At 68.6% G+C, this 25,533-nt stretch carries 26 protein-coding genes; 15 read left to right on the top strand and 11 right to left on the bottom strand.

All coding sequences use genetic code 11. The annotated features are described in order from the left end of the window. Nucleotides 1-10: 10 nt before the first annotated feature. From VFB33_16665 to VFB33_16655, 3 genes are all read right to left on the bottom strand, one after another. On the bottom strand, nt 11-1,141 hold the full coding sequence (locus VFB33_16665; GenBank protein HZO83329.1) for an acyl-CoA dehydrogenase family protein: 1,131 nt from the start codon (nt 1,139-1,141) through the stop codon (nt 11-13). A 107-nt stretch (nt 1,142-1,248) separates the two neighbouring features. Then, nucleotides 1,249-2,046, bottom strand: coding sequence for a glucose 1-dehydrogenase (locus VFB33_16660; GenBank protein HZO83328.1), 798 nt, complete (start codon nt 2,044-2,046; stop codon nt 1,249-1,251). A gap of 16 nt (nt 2,047-2,062) precedes the next feature. After that, nucleotides 2,063-2,542: a tetratricopeptide repeat protein gene (locus tag VFB33_16655; protein HZO83327.1), complete on the bottom strand. Its 480-nt coding sequence runs from the start codon at nt 2,540-2,542 to the stop codon at nt 2,063-2,065. Nucleotides 2,543-2,691: 149 nt separating this feature from the next. Here VFB33_16655 and VFB33_16650 point away from each other — a divergent pair, with 149 nt between their 5' ends. After that, nucleotides 2,692-3,399 (top strand): carbonic anhydrase, encoded by a 708-nt coding sequence (locus VFB33_16650; GenBank protein HZO83326.1) that lies wholly within the window; start codon nt 2,692-2,694, stop codon nt 3,397-3,399. A gap of 39 nt (nt 3,400-3,438) precedes the next feature. Here VFB33_16650 and VFB33_16645 read toward each other — a convergent pair whose 3' ends face one another. Then, nucleotides 3,439-3,756, bottom strand: a complete 318-nt coding sequence (locus VFB33_16645) for a PKD domain-containing protein (GenBank protein ID HZO83325.1) — start codon at nt 3,754-3,756, stop codon at nt 3,439-3,441. A gap of 313 nt (nt 3,757-4,069) precedes the next feature. Between VFB33_16645 and VFB33_16640 the strand changes: the two genes are divergently transcribed. After that, entirely contained in the window at nt 4,070-4,951 is an 882-nt protein-coding gene (locus VFB33_16640) for an alpha/beta hydrolase (protein HZO83324.1), read from the top strand. 46 nt (nt 4,952-4,997) lie between these two features. Here the strand turns inward: VFB33_16640 and VFB33_16635 are convergent, their stop codons facing one another. Beyond that, nucleotides 4,998-5,342 (bottom strand): hypothetical protein, encoded by a 345-nt coding sequence (locus VFB33_16635; protein HZO83323.1) that lies wholly within the window; start codon nt 5,340-5,342, stop codon nt 4,998-5,000. A 145-nt stretch (nt 5,343-5,487) separates the two neighbouring features. On the opposite strand from VFB33_16635, the gene VFB33_16630 reads away from it, so the two are divergent. From VFB33_16630 to VFB33_16620, 3 genes are all read left to right on the top strand, one after another. Then, entirely contained in the window at nt 5,488-7,575 is a 2,088-nt protein-coding gene (locus VFB33_16630; GenBank protein HZO83322.1) for an ABC-F family ATP-binding cassette domain-containing protein, read from the top strand. A gap of 86 nt (nt 7,576-7,661) precedes the next feature. Continuing rightward, the gene (locus VFB33_16625) at nt 7,662-8,741 is read left to right on the top strand and encodes a phosphotransferase (GenBank protein ID HZO83321.1); all 1,080 of its coding nucleotides are present in this window, start codon (nt 7,662-7,664) and stop codon (nt 8,739-8,741) included. Nucleotides 8,742-8,754: 13 nt separating this feature from the next. Further along, nucleotides 8,755-9,534, top strand: a complete 780-nt coding sequence (locus VFB33_16620) for an NDP-sugar synthase (GenBank protein ID HZO83320.1) — start codon at nt 8,755-8,757, stop codon at nt 9,532-9,534. A gap of 74 nt (nt 9,535-9,608) precedes the next feature. Here the strand turns inward: VFB33_16620 and menA are convergent, their stop codons facing one another. The 4 genes from menA to VFB33_16600 all read right to left on the bottom strand — a co-directional run bounded on the left by menA (nt 9,609) and on the right by VFB33_16600 (nt 14,606). Next, nucleotides 9,609-10,562 carry a 1,4-dihydroxy-2-naphthoate octaprenyltransferase gene (gene menA, locus VFB33_16615; protein ID HZO83319.1) on the bottom strand — a complete coding sequence of 318 codons (954 nt, stop codon included), beginning with the start codon at nt 10,560-10,562 and terminating at the stop codon, nt 9,609-9,611. 179 nt (nt 10,563-10,741) lie between these two features. Continuing rightward, entirely contained in the window at nt 10,742-11,455 is a 714-nt protein-coding gene (locus tag VFB33_16610; protein HZO83318.1) for an HAD family hydrolase, read from the bottom strand. A gap of 68 nt (nt 11,456-11,523) precedes the next feature. After that, a complete protein-coding gene (locus tag VFB33_16605) occupies nt 11,524-12,372 on the bottom strand; it encodes a hypothetical protein (GenBank protein HZO83317.1) in 849 nt (282 codons plus the stop codon). A gap of 68 nt (nt 12,373-12,440) precedes the next feature. Further along, nucleotides 12,441-14,606, bottom strand: coding sequence for a transglycosylase SLT domain-containing protein (locus VFB33_16600; protein ID HZO83316.1), 2,166 nt, complete (start codon nt 14,604-14,606; stop codon nt 12,441-12,443). Nucleotides 14,607-14,727: 121 nt separating this feature from the next. On the opposite strand from VFB33_16600, the gene VFB33_16595 reads away from it, so the two are divergent. The 9 genes from VFB33_16595 (at nt 14,728) to VFB33_16555 (ending at nt 22,547) form a co-directional block, all read left to right on the top strand. Continuing rightward, a complete protein-coding gene (locus VFB33_16595; protein ID HZO83315.1) occupies nt 14,728-15,330 on the top strand; it encodes a Maf family protein in 603 nt (200 codons plus the stop codon). A gap of 10 nt (nt 15,331-15,340) precedes the next feature. After that, entirely contained in the window at nt 15,341-16,030 is a 690-nt protein-coding gene (locus VFB33_16590; protein HZO83314.1) for a YggS family pyridoxal phosphate-dependent enzyme, read from the top strand. Further along, entirely contained in the window at nt 16,027-16,881 is an 855-nt protein-coding gene (proC, locus tag VFB33_16585) for a pyrroline-5-carboxylate reductase (GenBank protein HZO83313.1), read from the top strand. The genes VFB33_16590 and proC overlap by 4 nt, the downstream gene beginning before the upstream one ends. Before the next feature lie 27 nt (nt 16,882-16,908). Beyond that, nucleotides 16,909-17,214, top strand: a complete 306-nt coding sequence (locus VFB33_16580) for a YggT family protein (GenBank protein HZO83312.1) — start codon at nt 16,909-16,911, stop codon at nt 17,212-17,214. Beyond that, nucleotides 17,207-17,548, top strand: a complete 342-nt coding sequence (locus VFB33_16575; protein HZO83311.1) for a DUF167 domain-containing protein — start codon at nt 17,207-17,209, stop codon at nt 17,546-17,548. The genes VFB33_16580 and VFB33_16575 overlap by 8 nt, the downstream gene beginning before the upstream one ends. Nucleotides 17,549-17,599: 51 nt before the next feature. Further along, nucleotides 17,600-17,923, top strand: coding sequence for a zinc ribbon domain-containing protein (locus VFB33_16570; protein ID HZO83310.1), 324 nt, complete (start codon nt 17,600-17,602; stop codon nt 17,921-17,923). A 66-nt stretch (nt 17,924-17,989) separates the two neighbouring features. Then, nucleotides 17,990-18,952: an alcohol dehydrogenase catalytic domain-containing protein gene (locus VFB33_16565; protein ID HZO83309.1), complete on the top strand. Its 963-nt coding sequence runs from the start codon at nt 17,990-17,992 to the stop codon at nt 18,950-18,952. Beyond that, nucleotides 18,952-20,976 carry a hydantoinase/oxoprolinase family protein gene (locus VFB33_16560; protein ID HZO83308.1) on the top strand — a complete coding sequence of 675 codons (2,025 nt, stop codon included), beginning with the start codon at nt 18,952-18,954 and terminating at the stop codon, nt 20,974-20,976. The genes VFB33_16565 and VFB33_16560 overlap by 1 nt, the downstream gene beginning before the upstream one ends. Next, a complete protein-coding gene (locus VFB33_16555; GenBank protein ID HZO83307.1) occupies nt 20,973-22,547 on the top strand; it encodes a hydantoinase B/oxoprolinase family protein in 1,575 nt (524 codons plus the stop codon). The genes VFB33_16560 and VFB33_16555 overlap by 4 nt, the downstream gene beginning before the upstream one ends. 78 nt (nt 22,548-22,625) lie before the next feature. On the opposite strand, the gene VFB33_16550 is transcribed toward VFB33_16555, so the two are convergent. Beyond that, nucleotides 22,626-23,867: a CoA transferase gene (locus VFB33_16550; protein HZO83306.1), complete on the bottom strand. Its 1,242-nt coding sequence runs from the start codon at nt 23,865-23,867 to the stop codon at nt 22,626-22,628. Continuing rightward, nucleotides 23,864-25,093: a CoA transferase gene (locus VFB33_16545; protein ID HZO83305.1), complete on the bottom strand. Its 1,230-nt coding sequence runs from the start codon at nt 25,091-25,093 to the stop codon at nt 23,864-23,866. The genes VFB33_16550 and VFB33_16545 overlap by 4 nt, the downstream gene beginning before the upstream one ends. 147 nt (nt 25,094-25,240) lie before the next feature. Here VFB33_16545 and VFB33_16540 point away from each other — a divergent pair. After that, nucleotides 25,241-25,533, top strand: a 293-nt coding sequence (locus tag VFB33_16540; protein HZO83304.1) for an LLM class flavin-dependent oxidoreductase, incomplete at its 3' end; no start/stop codon positions are given.

Raw genomic sequence — 25,533 nt, 5'->3', positions numbered from 1 at the left:
TTGGCTGGATTTACAGTCCGATTCCTTGCGCGACCAGTTCGCGGTTGAAGTTGGCGTCGCCCAGGGTGACCTCGGAGGACTTGGCGCGTTTGAAGTACAGATGCATGTCATGCTCCCAGGTGAAGCCGATTCCGCCGTGGATTTGGATTCCCTCGGCCGCCGTGCGCCGGTAGGCGTCGGAGGCCGCGGCCTTGGCTACCGCCGCAGCCAGCGGCGCGTCGGCGACCCCGTTGCTGACCGCCCACGCCGCGTAGTAGACAACCGACTTCGCGCCCTCCACATCGACCATCATGTTTGCGCACTTGTGCTGGATCGCCTGGAAGCTTCCGATCGGACGGCCGAACTGCTCGCGCACCTTGCTGTATTCCACCGCCATCTCGAGCACCCGCTGCGCACCACCCATCATCTCGGCCGCTAGCGCCACCTTGGCACGATCGAGTGCGGCCGACAAAATGGGCCATCCGGCGCCGATTTCGCCCACCACGTCCGCGGCCGCAACCCTGACGGCCTGAAACCTGACCTCGCCAAGCTTGCGCGTCTGGTCCATCGTCTTGAGCCGGTTGATCGTAATGCCGGCGCGTCGGCTGTCGATCGCGAAGAGCGTCACACCGCCGCCGCGCCGGGAGCCGGTGCGCGCCGCCACCAGGAAGCAGTCCGCAACATGGGCGTCGTTGACGAACAGCTTCTCCCCTTCGAGAATGAAGCCCTTGCCGGCCCGCCGCGCCCCCATCACGATTCCGCGCTCTTCCAGAGTGCCGCCGGCCTCCAGATGAGCGACCGTCGCAACCATCTCACCGCGCGCGATCGCCGGCAGGAAGCGCTGCTTCTGTTCGTCGGAGCCGGCGCGACCTATCGCTTCGGCGAAGGCCAAAGTCCAGATGAATGGCGAGGGCAGCAACACGCGGCCCATCTCCTCGGCCACCACGACCAGGTCAACGTAGCCAAGTCCGGCACCGCCATAAGTCTCAGGCAGGACCAGGCCGAGCCATCCCAACTCGGCCATCTTGCGCCACAGCTCCGGCGAGTAACCGCGTTCGTCCTCCATCATCCGGCGCACGTGGGCCGAGGTGCATTCGCGCTCGAGCAGGGCGCGCGCGCTCTGGCGCAGCATCTCCTGCTCCTGACTGAACCCGAAGTCCAATTTGGCGATCCTTTCCGCGCTGCCGGTCCGGCCCGCGCGATTTCGGATACCACGCGCGTCGCAGCCGCGACAAGCACCCGTGCGCCAGAGCGAGCGACGCGGCGCCTCTACTCCTCCGGTACGATCTGCGAGATCTCCGCGGCGCGGATATTGCCGCCGTCAACGATCAGCGTCGCGCCGGTGACGAAGCTAGCCGCATCCGAGGCGAGGAAGATGCACGGGTAGGCGATCTCCTCGCAGGTGCCAAAGCGCTGGAGCGCGCGCGAGCGCCGCATCGTCTCCTTGACCTGGTCGTTGGGCCAGATCCGCGCGGCGGCGCCCTCAGTGGTCACCGGGCCGGGTGCGATACAGTTGACGCGGATCCCGAGATGGCCCCATTCGCCGGCGTGCGACTCGGTCAGCTTGATCACGCCCGCCTTGGACGCGGCGTAGGGCAGCATCGTCGAAGAGCCGTGGACGCCGGCGGTCGAGGACAGGTTGATTATCACGCCGGGGCTCTTCTGCGCGATGAACTGGCGGGCGGCGGCCTTGGAGCAGAAAAATACGCCGTCGAGGTTAATCGCGACCACCGCGCGCCAGCCGTTGGGCGAAAGCTTGAGGCTGGGCGCCGCGATGCTGGCGCCGTGGTTGTTGATCATCACGTCGAGTCGGCCGAAATGCTTGACCGCCTCGGCCACCAGCGCGTCGCACGACTCGGCATTGCGCACGTCACACACCGCCATCTCGCAGCGCCCACCCGCCTTGCGGATGCCGTCACGCACGGGTTCGAGATGCTCGGCGTTGCGGCTGGCGACCAGCACCGGGGCCCCGCGCATGGCGAACTCGCGCGCGATGATCGCGCCGATACCCGTGCCGCCGCCGGTGATGATCGTGGCCTTGCCTTCGACGCTGAATACGTCCTTCAATGGAATTGCCTCCTCGCTAGTGCGCGCCGAGCCGCGCTAGCGCCTCGCGCGCCTGGCCGGCGGCGTCGCTGTCGGCAGCGGCAGTGGATTGGCTGGCGAGCCTGTAATGGTCGATCGCCTGCGCGCGCTGGCCCAGCGCCTCGTATGCACGCGCCAGGTTGAGCTGAGCCTGCGCGTTCGACGGGCAGGCGGTGACCGCGTCCTGGTAGTAGCCGAGGGCGCGGCTGAAGTCGTTGGCCGCAAAGCGCTCGCCGCCGCGCCGACTCGCCTCGCGCATCACGTCGGCGTCGCACGAGCCCGGCGGCGGCATCGTGGTTGGATAGGCGGGCGGCTGCGCCGCCTTGAGCGCGGCGACCTCCTCCTTGAGCTTGTCCAGCTCGGCCCTTTGCTGATCGAGCTGACGCTGGTTGGCCTCGATCGCCTCTTGCAGGCATCCCGCCGCGCCCATCGCCAGCGCGACCGCCAGCGCGCCCGCCGCAAACTTTGCCCTTGGCATGATCAACTACTAGGCCGCAAGCCGCGCGGCGCTGTCAATGTGCGCCGTCCTCTGGCAATGATGTTTGCTGCCGCTCCGAGCGGGCGAGCGCGAGATGCGCCGCCGCGGGAGGTGATGCAGGAATACCGGCGAACGAGAGGAGGAGCCCGATGGTGACCTCTGCGATCGTGACCCCACCAGGCGTCGCGGCAGCGCTGGCGGTACTTGTGCTCATGGTGACGTCGACCACAAGCTCGGCGCGCAGTGCCGATACGCCGGCGGTTAGCCCGAAAATCGCGCTGGCGCGCCTGATGTCGGGCAACCAGCGCTTCGAGGAGGGCACGACGCGCCATCCAGGGCAGGATCCGGCGCGGCGCGTCGCGCTCGCCGCCTCACAGTCGCCGTTCGCAGTGATCCTGGCCTGTTCCGATTCACGTGTGACGCCGGAGATCGTCTTCGACCAGGGGCTGGGCGACCTCTTCGTGATACGCGTCGCCGGCAACACGCTCACCCGTGCCGGGCTCGAGAGCATCGACTACGCGGTCGAGCATCTTGGCTCGAGCCTGATCGTGGTGATGGGCCACGACAGTTGCGGCGCGGTCACAGGCGCGGTGCGGGAATGCCCGCGCGCGGATGAGAAATCGGCGGCGGGCTTGCCCGAAATTTTCAGCAACATCTGTCCGGCGGTCAAACGCGCGCGCAAGGCGAGCGGCGACGTGGTGTCCGACGCAATCGACCTCAACGTGGCCGATCAGGTCGCAGCGCTCAAGCGCGCGCCGCGGTTCGCGCAGCGGGTCAAGGACGGCCGCCTGATGATCGTCGGTGCCCGCTACGAACTGCACACCGGAAGGGTGCGAATTCTCCCGGCCAACGACTAAGCCCCGGCGCCGCGCAGTGCCGAAGCGCGAACGGCCGCGTCAATCCGTGCGCGGCCGCACCGTGATCCCGACGTAGGAGGTCGCGGTGCGCCCGTCGGCGGTGGTCGCAGTGACGGTGGCGATATAGGTGCCGGGTTTGCTGTAGGTGTGGAAAAACATCATCGGCGGCGCCATCGATACCTGTCCGTCGCCGAAGGTCCACAGATAGGAGACGAAGCCCTGGCCCGCGGGATCGATGCCGTTGGCGAAAAAGCCCACGGTCAACGGCTCGGGCCCGTAGCTCGGCACCGCGGTCATCGTGATCGACGGCAATTGCGGCAGCTCGAGGTGCCCGGGCTCGGAAGGTTCGCTGTTCATGGCGCTCGCGGATGCGGGTGTCTGCTGCGATTGCGGTTGCTGCTGAGCGCGTGCCGCGACCGGCCGCGACACGGCCGCCGCGGCAACGACAAGGGCAGCAGCAAAGAGCCGGCGCCCATCGCGCCGAACTCGCTTCGGTATTGCAACCGTCACACCCATCGCATCTATCGAGACGCCGGCGCCGCACCCTGTATTCGGGCAAGCCGTCGCGCAGGCGAGAGGATTTGATATCACGCGGGCCGCAGCGGCCACCACTGCCGCCGCGCGAATTCTTTACCGCGCGCGCCGCCCTCGACTAGAATAATTGACGGTCATGCACAACGAGCAAGCGGCTATCGCCGCCGTGGCGAAGCCGACGAGCAGGTTCGCTGAAATCAACGGAATCAGACTGCATTACCTGGACTGGGGTGGCGCCGCGCGCAGAACCGTCGTGCTCGCCCACGGGGGCTCGGCGCACGCGCACTGGTGGGATCATGTGGCGCCCGGTCTGACGCACCTGGGCCGCGTGCTCGCGCTGGACTTTCGCGGCCACGGCCTCAGCGCGTGGGTCGATCCGCCCGACTACGGGCCGGCGGCGTATCTCAAGGACCTCGTCGGCTTCCTCGAATTTCTCGGCACGCCGGTGGTGCTGGTGGGCCATTCGATGGGCGGCGAATTGGCGCAGCGCGTGGCCGTGTATCATCCGCAGCTGCTCGCGGCGCTGGTGATCGTGGATTCGGCCCACGGCGGACCGCCGATGATGACGCGGCTGATGTGGCGATGGAAGCGGCGCAAGCAGGGCGGCCCGCGCCCGGAACTCGACAGCGCCGAGGCGCTGATCGCACGCTTTCGGCTGTCGCCGCCCGGCCACACGCTCAGCCGCCAGGCGCTGGCGGAGCTCGCGCTCAAGGGCGCCGAGCAACTACCCAACGGCAAGTGGGCGTTCCGCTTCGATCCCAGGACGCGGGTATGGCGCCGGCAGCGCGGCGACTTCGCCAAGCCGCGGCTCGGCGCAATAACGGCACCGACGCTGCTGTTGCGCGGCGAGCACAGCGCGCTGGTTTCGGCGCGGACGGCGCGCCGGATGCATCGCGGGATCCGCGGCTCGGTTCTGCGCACGATCCCCCATGCGCACCATCACGTGCCGCTCGACAATCCCGCCGCGACCGTCGCCGCGATCTCGGAATTCGTAATCTCGCTCGACGCCCGGCACTGAACCCGACCGCGCCGCGGCAATTGCGGTCGCCCGGCCGGCTCAGGAGCTAGACCCGCATCAGCCACTCGGTGAGATCGACCGTCACCTCGCCGCCGTCAGTCATCTGGAGCGACTTGGGCGAGCGCCGCATCTGCATCTTAGTGATCTCGGTCTCGCGCGGCAGCAAGTAGAGCAGGATGTCGCCCGAGACCGCGATTACCCGCACCCGCTCTTCGCCGTGGCGCTCGATACCGGTGACCTCGTAAGGGCTGAGATGGAAGGGATAGCCGCGCACGCGCACCACCCCGTCGTCGTATTCCTCGACCACGCCGACGAAGAAGCGGGTGTTGTCGTCGTGGAAGAGTTTGCGATCGATAACGAGGACCTTGTCACCATCGCGGATTGCGGGCATCGCGTTCCTCCATGCTCGTTCGCCGGCCGCACCGGCCCCTACCATTAAACGGATTGCGCCGCGCCCCGTCCATACCCCGCACCGAGCCATGCGCGCCCGCCGCTCCATCGGACGGCGCTTTTTCCTCCGCCCGCGGACCGTTAAGATGGAGGGATTCGGACGCGCGGCCGACCCACCCGAACAACCGACCGTCGCGGTTCGATTCCCGATGCTGGCGCTCGACAACCTCTCGAAGTTCTACGGCAGCCGCGCGATTTTCGACGGCGTGAGCTGGTCGATGGCCGACGACGCGCGGGTGGGCCTCGTCGGGCTGAACGGAGCGGGCAAGACCACGCTGCTGCGCCTGATCGCCGGAGTGATCGAGCCTGACGGCGGACGAATCATCCGCCCACAGCGCACCACAGTCGGCTACCTCGCCCAAGATGCGCCCGAGATGGGTGGGCGGGCGTTGCTCGAAGAGACACTCAGCGCCCTGGCCGAGATGCAGGCGCTCGACCGGCGCCGAGTCGAACTCGAAGAGCTCCTTGCGCGCGAGCACGCGGGCCCCGCCCATGACGCCGCGCTCGCCGAACTGGGCGACGTGCTCAGCGAACTGGAGCGCCACGGCTTTTACGAAGCCGAGAGCCGCGCCACCGCGGTGCTCTTTGGCTTGGGCTTCCGCGAAGCCGATCTCGCGCGCGACGTCGCCGAATTCTCCGGCGGCATCCGGATGCGGGTGGCGCTGGCGAAGCTGCTGGTCAGTCGGCCGGAGTTCCTGATGCTCGACGAGCCGACCAACCATCTCGACATCGAAGCGCGCAACTGGCTGGAAGACTACCTGGCAGGCTATCCGGGCGGGATAATCCTCGTCTCGCACGACCGCTACTTCCTCGACCGGGTGACCACGCGCACGGTCGAGGTTGCCAACGGTCGGATCGTCGAATACCAGGGCGGCTACTCCGCCTACCTGGTCGAGCGCGAGCGACGGAATACGGCGGAGCTCGAAGCCTACGAAAAGCAGCGCGCCGAGATCGAGCACATCGAGGCCTTCATCAGCCGCTTCCGCTACCAGGCGAGCAAGGCCAAGCTGGTGCAGAGCCGGATAAAACAGCTTGAGAAGATCGAGCGGCTGGCGCCGCCGCCCGGCCTCGAAAAGCCGCCCGCAATAAGCTTTCCGCGATGCGAGCGCGGCGCGCGGCGGGTCTTCGAGCTGCGCGGCGCGGTCAAACGCTACGGCGAGCTTACGGTTTATGACGGCGTTGACCTGGTGATCGAACGCGGCGCGCGTGTTGCGCTGGTCGGCCCCAACGGCGCGGGCAAATCGACGATGATGAAGCTGCTCGCGGGAGTCGAGCCGATGAGCGCCGGCACCCGCGCGGTCGGCGCCGGAGTCGAGATCGGCTACTTCGCCCAGGACCTCGCCGATTCGCTCGACTACTCCAATAGTGTGCTCAAGGAACTGAGCGACGCGGCTCAGGGGATGACGACCGGCGAGATTCGCGGGCTGCTCGGCGCGATGCTGTTTTCGGGCGACGACGCGCTCAAGCCGGTGGGCGTGCTCTCGGGCGGCGAGCGCGCGCGGCTGGCGCTGGCCAAGGTCCTCGCCCGTCGCAACAACTGCCTGCTGCTCGACGAGCCGACCAATAACCTCGATATCGTGGCCAAGGACACGCTGCTCGAAGCGCTGCGCCGTTTCCCCGGCACGGTGGTGATCGTCAGTCACGACCGCTACCTGCTCAACGAGCTGGCGCAGGAGGTTATCGAGGTCGGCCAGGGGCACGCGATTCGTTACCTCGGCAACTACGACGACTACCTGGCCAAGAAGGCCGCGCTCGAAGAAGCCGCAGCACGTTCCAACGGCAAAGCCGCCGCTTCCTTGGGCCCCGCGGTCGCGGCGACGCGCGATGCGAAGACTACGCTGCGCGACCCCGACGGCGCGCGTGCGGCGACCGGCAGCAACGGCGCGAAGCCGGGGCCACCGCGCGAGGACAGCCCGGCGGCACGGGCGGCGGAACTTAAGCTGCGCCGCGAGCGCGAGCGCCTCGCCCGCCGGCGTGAGACGCTGGAAGCTGAGATCGCGCGCAAGGAGAGCGAGCGTGCGGTGTTGGGCGAGCAGATGAATGACCCCAACTTCTACCTGACGCGCTCCGACGCCAACGATCTGATCGCGGCCTACGACCGGCTCGGGCGCGAGATCGAACGCCTGTACGAAGAGCTGCTCGGCCTCGACAACCGGGCGGCTGCAATTTCCTAGGGGATTTGCGCTGTCGGCGCGGGGCGCCGGGCAACCGGCGCCGCGGACGCATGGCCGAGTCCGCTGCCAGCAGCTAAGATCGCCCCGTGTCTTCCGCTGCCGTAACGAGCGCCGACGCCGGCGCAGAGGCGGAGCTTCGGCGATGGATCGACGAGCTGATCGCCGCACGATGGCGCGGCGCGCGCGCCGGGCGTGTGGTGATGCTCAAGGGCGACGCCTCGAATCGGCGCTTCTGGCGCGTCGTGCTCGAGCCGCGTCCACGCCGCGCGCCGGCGTCGGCGATCGCGGTTGACCTCGGCCCCGACGACCTGCCGGCGTACGTGCGTGCGCTTAGCCTCGTTCCCGCGCCGCCGTCCGAACCACCCTTCCTCAACGTGCAGCGCTTTCTCAAATCGATCGGCGCTGCCGTGCCTGAAATTTATGCGGCCGCAGCTGAGCGCCGAATGCTGCTGGTCGAGGACGTGGGCGAGCTTTCGCTCTTCGACGCCGCCCTCCGGCGGCTCGACAAGCCGGCCGCGCTCTATCGCGCAGCGGTGGACGAACTCCTGCTGATCCACGTCGAGGGCACGCGCCGGCTCGACAATCGATGTATCGCAGCGTCGATCACCTACGACGAGCGGCTGTTCCGCTGGGAGATGGAACAATTTCTTGAGGCCGGCGCGGCAAGCTTCGGCAGGACGATCGACGCACACGCGCTGGCTCCCGAACTCGACCAACTGGCCGCACGGCTCGGCCGCATTCCGCGCGTGCTGTCGCATCGCGACTACCACGGCCACAATCTCTTTTTGCAGAGCGGCCGCGTCCGCGTGATCGACTTCCAGGACGCACTGCTCGCGCCGGCGGCGCAGGATCTCGCGGTGCTGCTGACCACGCGCGACACCGATCGCGTTATCGATCTAGCGGCCGAAACCCGCCTGCTCGACTACTACATGGCGGGCCTGACCCGGCGCGGAGCGCCCTGCCCCGAGGCCGGCGAGTTCCGCGAAGGCTATCGGCTGTGCGTGCTTCAGCATGCGCTCAAGGTGATCGGCCGCTTCAACGTACTCGAACGCCAGGGCAAGAGCGGATACGCGGCCTTTATTCCGCATGCGGTCGGACAGGCGCGCCGAATGCTGGCGCACCATCGCGAGTTTCCCCGCCTGCGTGCCACGTTCGAAGCCGCGTAGGGAAGACGCCCGGATGAAGGCGCTGGTGCTCTCTGCGGGCAAGGGCGAGCGGCTGATGCCGCTGACGGCGACGGTACCCAAGCCGATCGTCGAGGTCGGCGGTCGCCCGCTTATCCACTATCCACTGAGGATGCTGGCGCAGGCGGGTGTGTGCGAGGTCGCGATCAACGTCCATCATCTGGCCGCGGCGGTCGAAACCGCGCTCGGACGCGGCGACGCGCTGGGCCTGCGGATAACTTACGCGCCCGAAACCGCGCTGCTCGGCACCGGCGGGCCGCTGGTCGGCTTACGCGCATTTTTCGGCAGCGAAACCTTCGCGGTGCTCAACTGCGACACCATCATCGACCTCGACCTGCGCGCGCTGGCCGACTTCCATCGCGAGCGCGGCGGGCTCGCCACAATGGTCCTGCGCGAGCCGGACAATCCCGACGCCTACAGCAAAATCGAAATCAATTCGGAGGCGCGGATTCGCCGGATGCGGCTGTTGCGCGGGCACGCGCCCGCCGACTTCGACGATTATGCGTGCGCGCTCACCCCAGACGAAGCGGCGCGGCTTGCGGCGTTCATGTACTGCGGGGTGATGCTATGCGAGCCGGCGGTGTTCGAGTTGATGCCCGCAACGCCGGCGCCGTTCAGCCTGATGGCGGACCTGTTCGCGCCGATGGTTGCGCAGGGGCTGCCGCTGTTCGGCTACCTGCATCGCGGATACTTCCGCACCGTCGATGACCTCGCAAGCCTCGAGCGGCTGCGCGCCGAGTTCGCCGCCTCCCTTCCGCGCCTGCCGTTCCTGTAATCGAAGAGCGGCGAATCGCCTGGCGTAGATTCTTCGCTTCGCTCAGTAAGAAGAAACGGGGCTCCGGCAGTGCCTCACCACATCGAGCCGAGCAGCAGCGCAGCGCTCAAGATCAGCCCGAATTCCATGTGCAGCTGCGCGGTCAGGTTGAGCGCGTCGTTCATGTTGCGCCAGTCAACCGCGCTGCGCACCAGGTTGATCTGCCTAACTGCGCGCGGGACCGTCAGCAGCACCGCGAGCGCCGGCCATGGCAGCGTGCGGGCCAGCACGCCGGCGACTATCGCGGCGAACGCGAGCGCGTCGGTTCCGATCAGCTCGGCGATCGCCGAGGGACGCCCGATAATCGAGGCGAAGGTGCGCTTGCCGTGCGCGGTGTCGTTGTCGATATCACGAATATTGTTGACCTGGAGCACGCCAGAGGAGAGGCATCCGATCGCGATCGCCGGCGCGATGACACCGGCCGAAAAGCTCAGCGCCTGCACGTAGTAGCCGCCAAGCACGAAGCCCGGCCCCATGAAGAGAAACACTGCGAGGTCGCCAAGCCCCCGATAGGCGAGCGAGACCGGCGGCGCAGTGTAGAAGTAGGCGGCCGCGACGCTTAGCACGCCGATCAGCAGGATCACCCATCCGCACAGGTAAACCAGGACGAGCCCCAGCGCCGAGCCGAAGGCGAGGGCGAGGATTCCGCCCCACCATAACTGGTCGGGCGTCACCAACCCCTGCTGGATCGCCAGCCCGGGCCCGATGCGCTCCTGCGAGAGGACGTCGAAGGAGTCGGTCCCCTGCACGTAGTCGTAGTAGTCGTTGATCATGTTGGTCGCGGCCTGCAACGCGACCGCGCCGAGGTCGGCCAGGATAAACCGCCCCAGCGACAGGCCGAATCCGTAGTAGGTCGCGGTCAGCGTGCCGACCAGCACTCCAACCGCGGGCATCGCGAGCGTCCAGATTCGGCTCGCCTGCGCCCATACCGCGAACACGCTCGGCCGCGCGCCCGCGCTTCCGCCTATCGTCGCTCCTGCTTCGCTCATAGCCCTCAATGATGCCTCGCGCACCGAGGGCTTGCCAGAAGCTCAGCCGTCATCGTTCTCAGCAGCTGGCCGAGCACCTCGTCTGTGTTCGCCGATACAGGGCGCGCGACGTTGCGCAGGCGGTCGCCGTTCGCGGCGGCTCAACCACGCGCAGTCCGGCGAGCGCACTCGCCGTATCCTCACTGCTCTCCGGGGTCACCGGCTCCTGCACCGCCGTCCCGCAGCCGATCCAGCAGTCCGATCAGCTCGTCCATCGAGCGCAGGACGTAATCGGGCCGGTAGCGCGGATGGCTGGTCAATTGCCGGTAGCTGGCAGGGCCGGTGGCGACGGCAATCGCCGCGCCGTAGCCCGCGTTCGTCGCGGCCATCACGTCGCGCGGCTCGTCGCCGACGTACATGCACGCGCGCGGCACGGTGGCGGCGCGCAAGGCTGCCTGCCTGAGGCTCTGCGTTTTGTCGAGGATAGCCATCGACGAGCCGCTTTGCGTGATCACCTGGTCGAAATACGGCGCCAGCCCGACCATCGCAAGTTTCTCGACCAGCCGGCGCGCGTCGCCCGGGCGCGAGGTGATGACCGCGGTCGCGTAGTCGCGCCGCTTGAGCTCGGCCAGCGTCTCGTGCACGTGCGGTAGGACTTCCAGCCGCTCGGTGCGATCGATCTCGGCAAGAAAATAGGCGAAAGCAAGCTTGGTGTATTCGGACTGCTTTTCTTCCGGTACGCCGAGGAAAAAATCGTCGCGCTCGATCGCCTGGCGATAGTGCTCGCGACTGAGCGGCGGAGTATGCCCGAGATCGTCGAGCGCGCGGCGCACCGCGATATAGAGCGGGCCGTGGATATCGACCAGTGTGCCGTCGAGATCGAAGAAGATCGCCTTGAACTCGCGCTGCAACACCAATCGCGGCCCCCCGGCGCGGCCCTGCCCCGCCCAGCAACCTTTGAAGCGTTTTGCTTTGGCGCTTGTCAAGCGCGTCCCAGTCCGAGCTTGCGCGCTTGAACGGTATCGAGCGCAAATATGAAACGACCTTCGGCCGGATTGCCCGTTGCGGCCAGAACGCCACGCCGCGCGGCCCGCGCCGCCGCCAGGGCCAGGATCGCAGCATCGGCCTGATCGAGGGTGAGCTCCCAGTTCGCCATGCAAAGCCCGAGCTCCGCGGCTATCTGAGCCAGAAGGTGCCGGCGTACGTCCAAGGCGGCGGTCCGCATCCTTTTCGGCGGGAGCTTCTTCGACGGTGCGCACAAGCGGAACTGCAAATACGGATACGACTCGAAGGCGGCGACGCCGAGCCGCTCCAACGCGCGATAGGTGGCGAAGCCGGCAAGCATGAAGCGGGTGAAAATCGCCCCGCCGCTGACCGGGCTTACCGCGGAGCCGCTGGCGCGGTCCACAAGCGCACCGAATAGCTCGCGCGAGATCGCCGCCAGATGCGGCTTGCAGCGCGGGTCGCGCCCGCAGCGCTCGAAGTACTCCAAAGGTGGAGTCGGAAACATCGAGAGCGGGCGCGGCGGGTGCGACCGCGGATGCGCACCGTCGGACCCGCCACCCTCGGCGACGAGCGCGCGATAGACCGCCCGCATCACGGCGTCAACTTTGCGCGCGGCCGGTGCGGGATCACGCCGAAATGCGCCGCGCGTCCAGTCCAGATCGCGCGGCCATCTCGGCGAGTCCACCAGCGCAAACGAGGCCTGCCCGATTGCTGGCACGGCGTCCGCCAGGCGCTCTGCAACTTCAGCTATGGGCGCCGCGCCAAGCTCCTCCAGCGCTACCCGCGCAAAGCGGAGCTCGCGCTTTGCCCGATCGACGGTTGCCACGTCGAGGAAATTCTCGCCGACGTCGATTCCGATGATCGGCGCGCGCGCCGCCGCCGCGCCGGCCGCAGCTACGCTGGCCGCTGAGGACGCTGCGCCGGGGATGAAGCGTTGGAGGGATAGAGTATCTGGTACTCGCGCAGGCCGCCGATCACTTTCTTCACGTACTCGCGCGTCTCGCGGTAGCCGATATTCTCGACCCATTGGTCGTCGTCGCCGGGAAATTTCGCGTTCCAGCCCTGGACCGCGTGCTCGCCCGCATTGTAGGCCGCAACCGCCCTGAAAGGATCCCCCCCAAACATCTCGAACAGGTCCTTGAGATAAGTGGTCCCGATCCGGACGCTCAGCGCCGGGTCGTAGAGGTCGAGCGAGGCCGGCACAACCCCTGCCGACGGCCCGACCCGTGCGGCGGTCGCCGCCATCAACTGCATCAGGCCGCGCGCGTCGCTCACCGAGCGCGCCTGCGGATTGAAGAGGCTTTCCTGGCGTACCAGCGCGAGCACCAGACAGGGGTCGAGCGAGGCGCGCTCGGCGGCCGGCGCGATCAGCCCCCAGTAGGCGCGCGGGTAACGCAGACGCTCGCCCAGCGCCGGGTCGAGGCCGCCGTACTTCTCCAGCCGGGTCGCGGTCTCGATCGCGTCGTACCACGCGCCGGTGCGCTGGAACTCCAACAATACGAACAGGCGCACACGCGGATCGCCAAGGCCTTGCGCGGCCAGTGCCCGCAGCTCGGGCGGCTCCAGCTCGATCAAGCCCAGGCGGCGCAACGTCGCCAGCCGCCCCAGATGGAATTGCGCGGGCCCGAAACTCTGAGGCACTTCCAACGCCGCGGGATCCGCCTGGTCCGGCACCGTTGGCGGGGCAGGCGCGGCGGCGAGCCGGCGCGCCGCGAGCGCCGGGTAGTAGTTGGTGGCGGCGCCCTGCGCGAGGCGAGCATAGATCTGACGCGCCTCGTCGGCGCGGCCCGCCCGCTCCAGCGCGCGCGCGTGCCAGTAGGAAAACATGTCGCGGTCGGCAGCGCTCTCGGCGTGCGGCCTCATCGCGGCGAACTCCGCCGCCGCCTCGGCGAACCGCCCGCTCATGTACAGCGCGAAGGGCGCACGGAAGCGGCCCTCCGCGGCAGAGGAGCTATGCGGATAGATGCGGGCCAGACGCAGATAGGCGGCGCGCGCAAGATCCCAGTCGCCGTCGTCCTCGCGCGTGCGCCCGATATCGAACATCGCGTCGGGCGCCAGCGTCGAGCCCGGGAAGCTGCGCGCCAAGCGCGAAAACATCGTGCGCGCCGCCTCGGTGTCGCCGCGTCGCCACTCCAGATGCCCCAGCCGATAGAGCGCCTGCGCGGCCCGTGGCCCGCCCGGTGCAAGCTTCAGATAGGCGCGCAGAGCCTGCGCCTCGTGCTCGGGACGGGCCCTGAGAGCATGCGCCTCCATCCAGGTGAGTTCCGCGCGCACGGGCGCCGTCGGCTCAAGCCGGAGTGCGGCTTGGATTTGCTTAAGCGCCATCGCGGCCTGCCCCTCGCGCAGGAGCAGCGCCGCCTCGCCCCGGTGGTAGTCGAACGAATGTGTGTTCACGATGACCGGATGGCTCGCGATGATCGAATAGGCAAGCGCACGGGCGGCGGCATCGACCGCGCCCCGCGGAAATTTCTCGCGCAACGCCTGCAACTGGACATAGGCCGCGCCGGCGTCGCCCGCGGCGAGCGTCGCCTGCGCTTCGACCATCCGCGCCTGCTGTTCGACACCTGCGCCGGGATTGCGGGCAACAAGAGCGGCCGCGGCCTGCCGCGCCGCGGCGAAATGGCCGAGGTCGAGTTCAATCCGTGCGTATTCGAGCGCCGCGTCCGCGGCGAACACGCTTTGCGGATAGCTGTCGCGCAGGCGGCCGAAAGTGATCGCCGCCGCTTGCTTGTCGCCGCTGTCGCGCTGCGCCGCACCAAGATAGTAGAGCGCGTAGTCAGCAAGCGTCGGAACCTTGCTCGCCGCGAGCGTCATCCGCTCGATCGCCTTCAAATAGTCATGCCCGCGATAGGCCCGGTAGCCTTCGACGAACGCCTTCTCCGGATCGATCGGAACGACGGTGAGAGATCCAAACTGAGCCAGCAGCGCGCGTGGAGAATTGGCAAACGCGCGACCAGCTCTCGCCGGCCCGAGCGCAAACGCCCGCGCGGAAACAGCCGCCGCTGCGGCCAACGCCACCGCCATGATCACCACCACCCCAAGGCGCGGCCAGAAACTCATCATTCTCAGGGTTAGCCGACTGTCCGCGCCCGTTCAATTGGGAGGCAGTAATCCGGACGCGACCGGGCACTTGCATCGACACAAACACGCCTGCCACAGTTGCGGTTCACCGGCCGCTTTGATGACGAACCGTCCGAGACTGCTCCTGGCTTCCACTTCCCCGCGCCGCCGCCAATTGCTGGAGGCGGCAGGGATCGATTTCGCGCTGGCCGCAAGCGGCCTCGACGAAGTTCGCAGAGTCGGCGAAGGCGCCGAGCAATTCGCGCTGAGGATGGCAGGTGAAAAGGCGTTGGCGGTTTCGCGCGACGTCGACGCCGGTGCGCTCGTGCTCGCCGCCGACACGGTGGTCGAGTGCGCGGGCGAGATACTCGAAAAGCCGCGTGACGCCGACGACGCGCGCCGGATGCTGCGCACGCTCTCGGGACGCGTCCATACGGTCGTCACCGCGTTCGCGCTCGCGCGCGACGGCGCACTTGTGGAGAGCCGTGCGGTGACCAGCCGCGTCCGTTTCCGCGTGCTTGGCGAGGATGAAATCGACTCATATGTGCGCTCGGGCGAGCCGATGGACAAGGCGGGGGCCTACGGTATCCAGGGGGCCGGCGGCGGGTTTATCGCCGAAGTCGAGGGCGCGCGCGACAACGTGATGGGATTGCCGATGGATGCGGTGCTGGCCGCGCTGGCCCGGCATGGAATCACATCGCGCCGCTCGCGCGCCGGCGCCTGAGCGCATCGAGATGCTTTCTTCGCACGAAATCGCGGCGCGCCTTGCGGAAGTGCGCGATCGCGCAAGCGGCGCGGCGCGCCGCGCCCGCCGTGATCCCGGCGCGATTCGTATCGTGCTTGCCAGCAAGGCCCAACCGCCAGAGGCGATTCGCGCAGCCTACGCTGCGGGAGCGCGCGAGGTCGGCGAAAACTACGTGCAGGAAGCCGCCGCCAAGCAGGACGCGCTCGCCGACCTGCCCGACCTTCGATGGCATCTGATCGGTCATCTCCAGACCAACAAGGCCCGCGAAGCGGCGCGCCGCTTCGCGCTTATCCATAGTCTCGACTCGGCACGGGTGGCGGCGGCGCTGGCGCGCGCGCGCCCCGAGAGGCGAGTTCCCGTGCTGATCGAGGTCAACGCCGCGGACGAGGCGACCAAGCGCGGCGTCGCCGCCGACGCGGTCGAGCCCCTGCTGCTGGCAGTGCGCGAGAGCGTCGAGGTTGTGGGCCTGATGACGATTCCGCCGCCGGCGCCCGCCGCCGAAGGCGCGCGCCGGTACTTCGCCGCGCTGCGCGCGACGCGCGATCGTCTTGCGGCGCGCACCGGGCTTGCGCTAAGCGAGCTGTCCATGGGAATGACCGACGATTTCGAAGTCGCGATCGAAGAGGGCGCGACGATCGTACGCATCGGGCGCGCGGTTTTCGGCGAGCGCGGGCGATGAAGCGGCTGGGCTTTATCGGCGCGGGCAACATGGCCGAGGCGCTGGCGCGCGGCCTTATCGCCAACAAGGTCTTCAAACCGGCCGAGCTGGTCGCCTCCGACGTTGACGCCGGGCGCCGCCGCAGGTTCAAGACTGCGCTCAGGGTCGAGACGACCACGGACAACCTGGCGGTTCTCAGCGCGGCGCGTGCGGTCTTGTTGGCCGTTAAGCCGCAGACCATCGACGAGGTTCTGCGTGAGCTGGCAAGCGCCCAAACGGCCTCCTCAAATGAGACGCGAGGCGGACCTAAGCGCGCAGCCGCCGGCAAGCTGTTTATCTCGATCGCGGCCGGAGTGACGCTGGCACGGCTGGAGGGCGCGCTCGGCGCGCGAGCGCGGGTGATTCGGGTGATGCCGAACGCGCCCGCGATGGTGGGCCAGGGGATGGCGGCGCTGGTTCGCGGACGCCATGCGACGCGCGCCGACGAAGTCTTCGCGCTCAGGATATTCCGTGCCGTCGGCGACGCCGTGGCGCTGAAGGACGAGGCTTTGCTCGACACGGTGACGGCGCTCTCCGGAAGCGGTCCGGCCTACGTCTATCTCTTCGTCAAGGCGTTGACCGACGCCGCCGCCGCCGAGGGCCTGCCGGCCGAGCTGGCGCTGCGGATGGCGCTCAAGACCGTTCGCGGCGCCGAGGAGAACATGCGCCGCTCGCCGCTGTCGGCGGCCGAGCTTATCCGGATCGTCGCTTCGCCCGGCGGCACTACCGAGGCGGCGCTGAAGCGACTGGACGGGGCGGGCTTTTCTGCTATCGTGGCAGATGCGGTACATGCCGCGGCCGCGCGCTCACGCGAACTCGGGCGTATCAGCTAGGCGCGGCGCCGCAGATCGGTCGAACAAGTGTACGGCTGGGCAGGGCTGGTAAACTTTTTCCTCTTCAATCTGATCTCGCCGCTGTTGGGGCTGTATTTCTGGGTCGTAATCATCTCAGCATTGCTGAGCTGGTTCTCGCCCGATCCGTACAATCCCCTGGTGCGCGCGATCTATGGTCTTACCGAGCCGGTCTTCGACTGGGTGCGCGAGCACCTGCCGGTGCTCTTCGGTGGAATCGACCTGTCGCCGCTGGTCGTCATCTTCGTCATCGAGTTCATACAACTCTGGCTGCTCCCCAACCTGGGCTACGTACTGATTTACGGCTTTGCGTAAGCCAGAATATTCCGCATCGCCGGCATGGATCAGGGTCGGCCGCGACTCGGTCGCCGTAACCGTGCTCGCGCGGCCGGGCGCGCCGCGCGCCGGCATCCTGCGGATCGATCCACGCGGTCCCGTCGTCGGACTGAAATCGCCACCCGAACGCGGCAAGGCTAACACCGAGCTGATCGAGATAGTTTCCCGGATGGCTGGGGTGGCGCGCGCAGCCGTCGAGCTCGTGGCGGGAGCTTCGGCGCGGCAAAAGTCGTTGAGAATCAAGGCGAGCGATCCACCGACGCTGGCCGCTAGACTCCACGCGATGGCCCTGGAAGCGGGCAAGACACGTTGACAAGCTGCCGTGGCGTGATTACCTAAAAGGCGAAGCCTCCGCGCAAAAGCTATGCCGATCTACGAGTACAGTTGTCCGCGCTGCGGCAATTTTGAGACCACCCAACGGATCACCGAACCACCGCTCAAGCGCTGCCCAACGTGCAAGAGCAAGGTCGAGCGGATGCTCTCGCGCACGTCGTTCATCCTGAAGGGCAGCGGATGGTACGCGACTGACTACGGGCGCTCGGGCAAGTCGGGCGGCGAGTCCAAAAGCGACAGCGCTTCCGCCAACGGCTCGGCGACCGCGTCGTCTTCGGACGGCGGTTCGGCGGACAAAGGCGGCGAGAAGAGCGCGTCCTCCGGCGCCGGCGACAAGAGCACCAGCGCCAAGTAGGCGCGACGGCAAGCGACTTTCGCGAACAGGCCGTGGGGTAGCGCGCCCCGCGGCTTTTTTGTTTCAATGGCCCCGCCCGACATGCGCGCACTGCTCATCGACCGCCAACTCAGCCTGCGCAAGGACTATCCCGAGCCGACGCCCGCGCCGGGCGAGAGCATCGTGCGGGTGCGGCTCGCCGGAATCTGCGGCACCGACCTCGAACTCGCGCGCGGCTACATGAAATATCGCGGCGTCCTCGGCCACGAGTTCGTAGGCGAGATCGTCGAAGCCCGCAGCGCGGCGCTCGGCGGCCGGCGCGTCGTCGGCGAGATCAACGCAGCATGCGGGCAATGCGCGAGCTGCATCGCCGGGCTCGGCCGCCATTGCCCCAACCGTACCGTGCTGGGGATCCTCGGGCGCGATGGCGCGTTCGCCGACTATCTGCGCCTGCCTGACGAAAACCTGGTGCCGGTGCCCGACTCTGTCCCCGACGAAGCCGCGGTCTTCGTGGAACCGATCGCCGCAGTCTATGAGATCTTCGAGCAGGCCCCCCTGAGGCGCGACGAACCGATCGCGATCCTCGGCGACGGACGGCTAGGCGCTCTCGCCGCGCTGGTCCTGCGCGCCGAAGGCTACGCCGTCGCGGTCGGCGGGCGTCATCGCGCCAAGCTCGACCGGCTGGCCGAACTCGGACTTGAAGTTAAACTTGAAGACGAGCTGAAGCCAGGCTTCGACGTCGTCCTCGATTGCACCGGGCACAGCGCCGGACTCAACCGCGCGCTCGAGCTGGTCCGCCCGCGCGGCAAGCTTATCCTCAAGAGCACCGCGGCGGCGGGCTCGACGCTCAACTTGGCCCGCGCGGTCGTGAACGAAGTAACGATCATCGGATCGCGGTGCGGGCGGTTCGCGCCCGCGCTCGACGCGCTCGCCGCCGGCAAGCTCGACCCGCGCTCGCTGGCCTCGGCGCTCTATCCGCTGGAGGACGGCCTCGCGGCGTTTTCAGCGGCGGGCAGCGGGCCGAACTTCAAGGTGCTGCTGAAACCCTGATGGTCGCGCGGAGCAGGAGAGGCCTGCGTCGGCCAGCCCAAACCGGCCCGATTATCGTCGGCATCGACACCGGCGGCACGTTTACCGACCTGGTCGCATTGGCAGGCGACGGACGTCTTGCCATCCACAAGGTGCTTTCGACGCCTGACGATCCCGCGCGCGCGGTGATCGCGGGACTTAAAGCGATGCTTAAGAATCTCGATGAAAGCGCGGCGCCTGAACTCGTGATCTATAGTTCGACCGTGGCAACCAACGCGCTGCTCGAGCACAAGGGCGCGCGCGTGCTCCTGCTCACCAACGCCCGCTTTGAGGACCTGATCGAGATCGGCCGCCAGAATCGCAATGAACTTTATGCGCTCGCGCCCGGGCGCGCCGAGCCGCTGGTGCCGCGCGCGATGCGCGTGGGCGTCGCCGAGCGTACCCACTTCGACGGCCGGATTGCGCTGCCTCTGACCCGCGCTGAACTCGCGCGCGTTCGCCGCGTCGCCGCGCGCGCCAAAGCCGAATCCGTGGCCGTCTGCCTGCTTCACTCTTACGCCAATCCCGAAAGCGAGCAGGCGCTGGCGCGCGCGCTCGCTCCCCTGCGGCTGCCGCTCTCGGTCTCCCATCGCATCCTCGCCGAGTATCGCGAGTTTGAGCGGCTCTCGACCACGGTGGTCAACGCGTACGTTGCGCCGCGGATGGCGGCGCACGTCGGGAGCTTGGAGCGCGAGCTTTCGGGGACGCGGCTGCGCGTGATGCAGTCCAACGGCGGCGCGATCGGCGCGCCGCTCGCGCGTCACGAGCCCGTGCGCACGATCCTCTCCGGCCCCGCCGCCGGCGTGGTCGGCGCCGCCGCGCTGGTGCGGGCGATCGGCGTCGATCGCTTCATCACCTTCGACATGGGCGGAACCTCGACCGACGTGGCGCTGTTCGACCGCCGCGCCGCCGTCCGCACGCTCAGCTATCCGGGCGGTTACGCCGTCCGCACGCCGGTCATAGACATCCACACGGTCGGCGCGGGCGGCGGTTCGCTGGCGTCGCTCGACGCGGGCGGCTCGCTGCGGGTCGGCCCCGAGAGCGCGGGCGCCGACCCGGGGCCTGCGTGCTACGGGCGCGGCGATCAACCCACCGTCACCGACGCTAACCTGGTCGCGGGTCGGCTGGTGCCCGAGCATTTCCTCGCAGGCGCGATGCGCCTTTATCCCGAGCGCGCGGAGCGCGCGATGGCGGCGCTGGGGCGCGCGATGCGCACCGACGCGCTGGGCGCCGCGCGCGGTGTGATCAGGGTGGTCAATGCCAACATGGAGCGCGCCGTGCGCGTCATCACGGTCGAGCGCGGCTTTGACCCGCGCGACTTCGCGCTGATGGCCTTCGGCGGGGCGGGCCCGATGCACGCCTGTGAACTCGCGCTCGACCTGGGGATCCGCCATGTCGTGCTGCCGCGCAATCCGGGGCTGCTCTGCGCCTGGGGCGCGTTGCAGGCGCCTCTGGGGCGCGAATACTCGCTCACCGTGCGCGCGACCGATCCCGATTACCGCGCGATGGTGCGGCGGGCGGCGCCGATACTTGCGCGCGCGCGGCGCGAGCTTGCCGCCGAGGGCGCGCACCCGTCCGGGATTCATAACGAACTGTTTGCCGACGTCCGTTATCGCGGACAGTCATACGAGATCGAAGTCGCGCTGACGCCGCGTTTTGCCGCCGACTTCCACGCGGCTCATCGGCGGACCTTCGGCCACGCCGCCCCCAAAGCGCCGGTCGAGGTTGTTAACCTGCGCCTGCGGGCGAGTGTCTCGGGCATCGCCGCCGCACCGGCGCGCCTGCCGCGCACGGGCGGGCGCCCGCAGCCGCTCTCGCGCGCGCAGACGCTGGTTGGCGAGCGCGCTCGCCGCGTGCCGATCTATGCGCGCGACGCGCTCGGCGCCGGCGCGCGCATCCGCGGACCCGCGATCATCGTCGAGCTCAGCGCCACCGCCTACGTCGCGCCCGAGTTCACGCTCCGGGTGGACGGCTTCGGCAACCTGCACCTGGAGGCCGCGCGATGAGGCTGGATCCGGTTGCGCTCGCGGTGATGAACAACCGCCTTGCGGCGATCGCCGAGGAGATGGGCGTGGTGCTGGGGCTGACCGGCTTTTCGCCCAACATCAAGGAGCGGCGCGATTTCTCGTGCGCGCTGTTCGACGCGCGCGGCGAGCTGGTCGCGCAGGCCGCCCATATTCCGGTCCATCTCGGCTCGACGCCGCTATCGGTGCGCGCGGCGATCGAGCGGCTCGAACTCGGCCCGGGCGACGTCGCCGCGGTCAACGATCCGTTCGCTGGCGGCACCCATCTGCCCGACCTCACGCTTGTGATGCCGATCTTCCTCGGCGACCAACGCCGCCCGTTCGCGTTCGCCGCCAACCGTGCCCACCACGCGGACATCGGCGGGATGGCGCCGGGATCGATGGCGCTTTCCACGGAAATCTACCAGGAAGGCTTCCGCCTACCGCCGGTCCATCTGATGCGCGCCGGCAAGCCGGTGCGCGACGTCTTCGAGCTGTTCTTCGCCAACACGCGGGTGCGCGAGGAACGCGAGGGCGACCTGCGCGCGCAGATCGCGGCGCTCAACGTCGGCTCGGAACGTCTGCGCGCGCTGGTGCAGGCGAACGGGCGGGCGCGGGTGACTTCCGCGATGGCGGCGCTGAAGGATTACGCCGACCGCCTGATGCGCACGACGCTGCGTCGGCTGCGCCCGGGCGTGTACCGCGCGGTGGATTACCTCGACGACGACGGCGTCGGCAGCGGGCCGATTGCGCTGCGGGTCGCGATCCGAATCGGCGCGGGGCGCGCGATTGTCGATTTCAGCGGCTCCGCGCCGCAGGTACGCGGCTCGGTCAACGCCAACTACGCGATCACGCTCTCGGCGACCTTTTATGTGATGAAGTGCCTGGCGGCCGAGGCGGTGCCGGCGAACGAAGGGCTGATGCGGCCGATTGGGGTGATCGCGCCGCCCGGCTCGGTGGTCAACGCGCTGCCGCCGGCCGCGGTCGCCGGCGGCAACGTCGAAACCTCGCAGCGCATCGTGGACGTGCTGATGCGCGCGCTGGCCGAGGCCGCCCCGGACCGGATCCCGGCCGCCAGCTCAGGCTCGATGTCGAACCTGACGATCGGGGGCTACGACACGATGCGCCAGCGGCACTTCTCGTACTACGAAACGATCGCGGGCGGCGCCGGCGCGGCGCCCGGCCATCCAGGCGCGGCCGGCCTCCATACCCATATGACCAACACGCTTAACACGCCGATCGAGGCGCTCGAGGCGTACTATCCGATGCGCGTCACAGAGTACCGCGTGCGGCGGGGCTCGGGTGGAAACGGTGCCGCGAGGGGCGGCGACGGGCTGGTGCGTGAGCTGGAATGCCTGGTGCCGGCCACGGTCAGCCTGCTTAGCGAGCGTCGGGTCATCGCGCCATGGGGGCTGGCCGGCGGCGCGCCGGGCAAGACCGGAGTCAATTACCTTGTGCACGACGGACGGCGCGTGCGATTGCCCGGAAAGTTCAATCGGCAGGTCGAGGCGGGCGAGCGCGTGCGGGTTGAGACGCCGGGCGGCGGCGGCTGGGGCCATTCTTCGCGCCGCTAGGGACACGCAGCAGCCGCCGACTACTTTGAGACCGCCTCCTTCCTGGCCGCGGGCCCCGCGCGAACACGCAATGCGCGTTTAGGCGCGCGGAAGGCTGCCGATCAAACCGTCGCGCTCGAGCTGTGCGATCTCTTCCGTGCTCATCCCGAGCAACTCGCGCAACACGGCCTCGTTGTGCTCGCCCAGAAGCGGCGACGGACGCGACGCGTCGAGCGGCGTCGCTGACATTCGCACCGGCGCGCCGGGATAAAGGCAGGTTCCCACCACCGCCCGCTGGATCGGCACGAAAAACTCGCGCGCAACGAGTTGGCGGTCGGCGAGCACCGCCGGCGCGGGACTCACCTGCCCCGCCGGCACTCCGGCTGCGAGCAGCCGTTCGACCGCCTCGTCAACGCCGAGCGCGCCAAGCGCCGCACCCAACTCGGCGTCGAGCGCGTCTTCGTTGGCTTTGCGATGCGCAGCGCCGGCAAAGCGCGGGTCGCGGCCCAAACGTTCGAGGCCGAGCGCGCGCAACAATCCCTGCCAGTGTTCCTCGGTGTGCGCGCCGAGCGCGACGAAGGCATGCTCGCCGGCGCATCGAAAAATTCCATGCGGGACGGCGTCGCTGCTGCGATTGCCGATCGCACGCGGCACCTCGCCGGTGAACTGGTAGTCGAGCAGCGCTCCGGCCATGAACGGAACCACGGTCTCGACCTCCGCAACCTCGACATGCTGACCACGGCCGGTGCGCGCGCGCTCGCGCAGCGCGGCAAGCGCGGCCAGCGCGCCGTGCAGCCCGCTGGTAGGATCGCCCAGCGCGTTGCTCATCATGTAAGGCGGGCCGCCGTCGTGGTACGCCATCTGCCCGGTCACGCCCGCCATCGCCTCGATCGACATCCCGTAGCCGCGCGATCCCGCATCCGGGCCTTCTGCGCCGAAGGCCGGCATCGAGACCATCACCAGGCGCGGATTGAGCGCGCCAAGCTGTGGCCAGTCGATTCCCAGCCGCTCCATCACGCCCGGGCTGAAGTTCTCGATCAACACGTCGCTCAGCGCGGCGAGCCGGCGCAGAATCTCAACGCCGCGCGGGCGGCTCAAGTCGAGCGTGACGCCGAGCTTGCCGCGGTTGACGCTGTTGAACGTCGGCGCGCGCTCGATCGGACGCATCTCCGGCAGGCCCATCGCGGCCGAGCCGCGCCACCAGTCGAAGTTGCGGGTGTCCTCGACCTTGACCACCTGCATCCCCATCTCGCCCAGCAGCTCGCCGACCAGCGGGCCCGCCCATCCCATCGAAAGCTCGAGCACACGCAGCTTCGCTATCCCCTCTGGCACGCGGCTCATAGCATTCCTCCCAGCACTCCATCCTCGCGCAGCCGCCGAAGCTCGCCTTCGCTCAAGCCCAGTCGGCCGCCGAGCACGGCACGATTGTGCTCGCCCAGCCGCGGCGCCGGGCGCGACGGCGCCGCGCGATGCGACCCAAGGCGCAGCGGCGCGCCGGGGATGCGAATCGGGCCGAGCGCAGGGTCGTCGATGGTCTCGAAATAGCGGCGCGCCGTAAGCTGCTCCCATTCGAGCACCTGTGCGACGGTCGGGATCGGCACCAACGGGATGCCGCGGCGCTGGCCCTCGCGGTACAGCCAGGCGGCGTCGTGCCCGGCGAAGAAGGCCTCGACAAGCTCGACCAACGCGGCGTTGTTCGCCATCCGCGCCGGCGCCGACGCGAAGCGCTCGTCGTGGACCAGCTCGGGCCGGCCCATCATCTCGAACAGCGCGCGGAACTGCCTGTCGCTGACGCAATGGAGCCCAGCGTAGCCGTCGCGGCAGCGCAGCGTCGCGATCAGAAACGGACCGGTCGCGTATTGTTTGCCGCGTCTCACGCGCAGCATCCCGGTGTACTGAAAAGCGACCGTGTCATAGATCATCGTCGCCACCGTCGTTTCGAGCAGCGAGACGTCGACCCGTTGGCCGCGGCCGAGCCCGAGGTCGCGCGCGAACAGCGCCTGTATCCCGCCGAGCGCGGCGTAGACCGCGCCAACGTACTGCGGCAGCGAGCCCGGTGGGCTGAGCGGCTCACGCTTTGGTTCGCCGACCGCAAACGTCCATCCGCCGCGCCCGGCGAGCACGATGTCGTTGACGGGCGCGTCGCGGTCGGGCCCGTCCTGGCCGTAGTTGGAGATCGAAACAATCGATAGCCGCGGAAAGCGTGCGATCAGGTCGTCCGGACCGAGGCCCAGACGCGTCAACGTGCCGGGCGCAAAGTTCTCGTAGAGCAGGTCGGCGTCGGCAACAAGCCGCATCAGCAGCTCGCGTCCGCGCGCATCCTTGAGATTGAGCGCGACGCCGGTCTTGTCGGCGTTGAGGAAAGCGAACAACCCGCCGCGCTCGGCCAGCCGGTCACCGGCAGATGCCGCGCGATGGGGTCCGAGGCGGCGCCCGCCCTCGCCGCAGGGCGGTTCGACCTTGATAACGTCAGCGCCGAACTGCGCGAGCAAGCGGGTGGCGTAAGGGCCGGCAATATAGTGGGTCAGGTCGATTACGCGAACGTCGCTCAGCGCTCGATACACCATGGTCCGCGACCGCCCGCATTCGAACGCAGCCGGCGCGCGGGTGTCAAGCGCAGCGCGCGCGCTTGACAAACGGCCAGCGGCGGGCGTCTGTATCAACCACACTTCGCCCGCCGCGCCGGCGCGGCCGGCGGCACAAGAGGACAGCTTATGGAATTCGCGATCGCATATCCGGCCCGGCCCGACGCCTGGAAGGACCTGGTGGTGGCGGAGGATCACGGCTTTACCCATGCCTGGTTCTACGACTCGCAGATGATCTACAGCGACGTGTATATGACCATGGCGCTCGCCGCTGAGCACACCTCCCGCATCGTGCTCGGCACTGGCGTGGCCGTCCCCGGCGGCCGGTCAGCGCCCGTCACCGCCGCCGCCATCGCCACCCTCAACCAGATGGCGCCGGGGCGCGTGATCCTCGGCCTGAGCAGCGGTCACACCGCCCGCCG

The organism is Candidatus Binataceae bacterium, from assembly GCA_035650475.1.
In the GTDB taxonomy this organism is placed as follows: domain Bacteria; phylum Desulfobacterota; class Binatia; order Binatales; family Binataceae; genus JAKAVN01.
The sequence above is the reverse complement of the archived record's forward strand: the minus strand, read 5'-3'. Positions and strand labels throughout refer to the sequence as shown.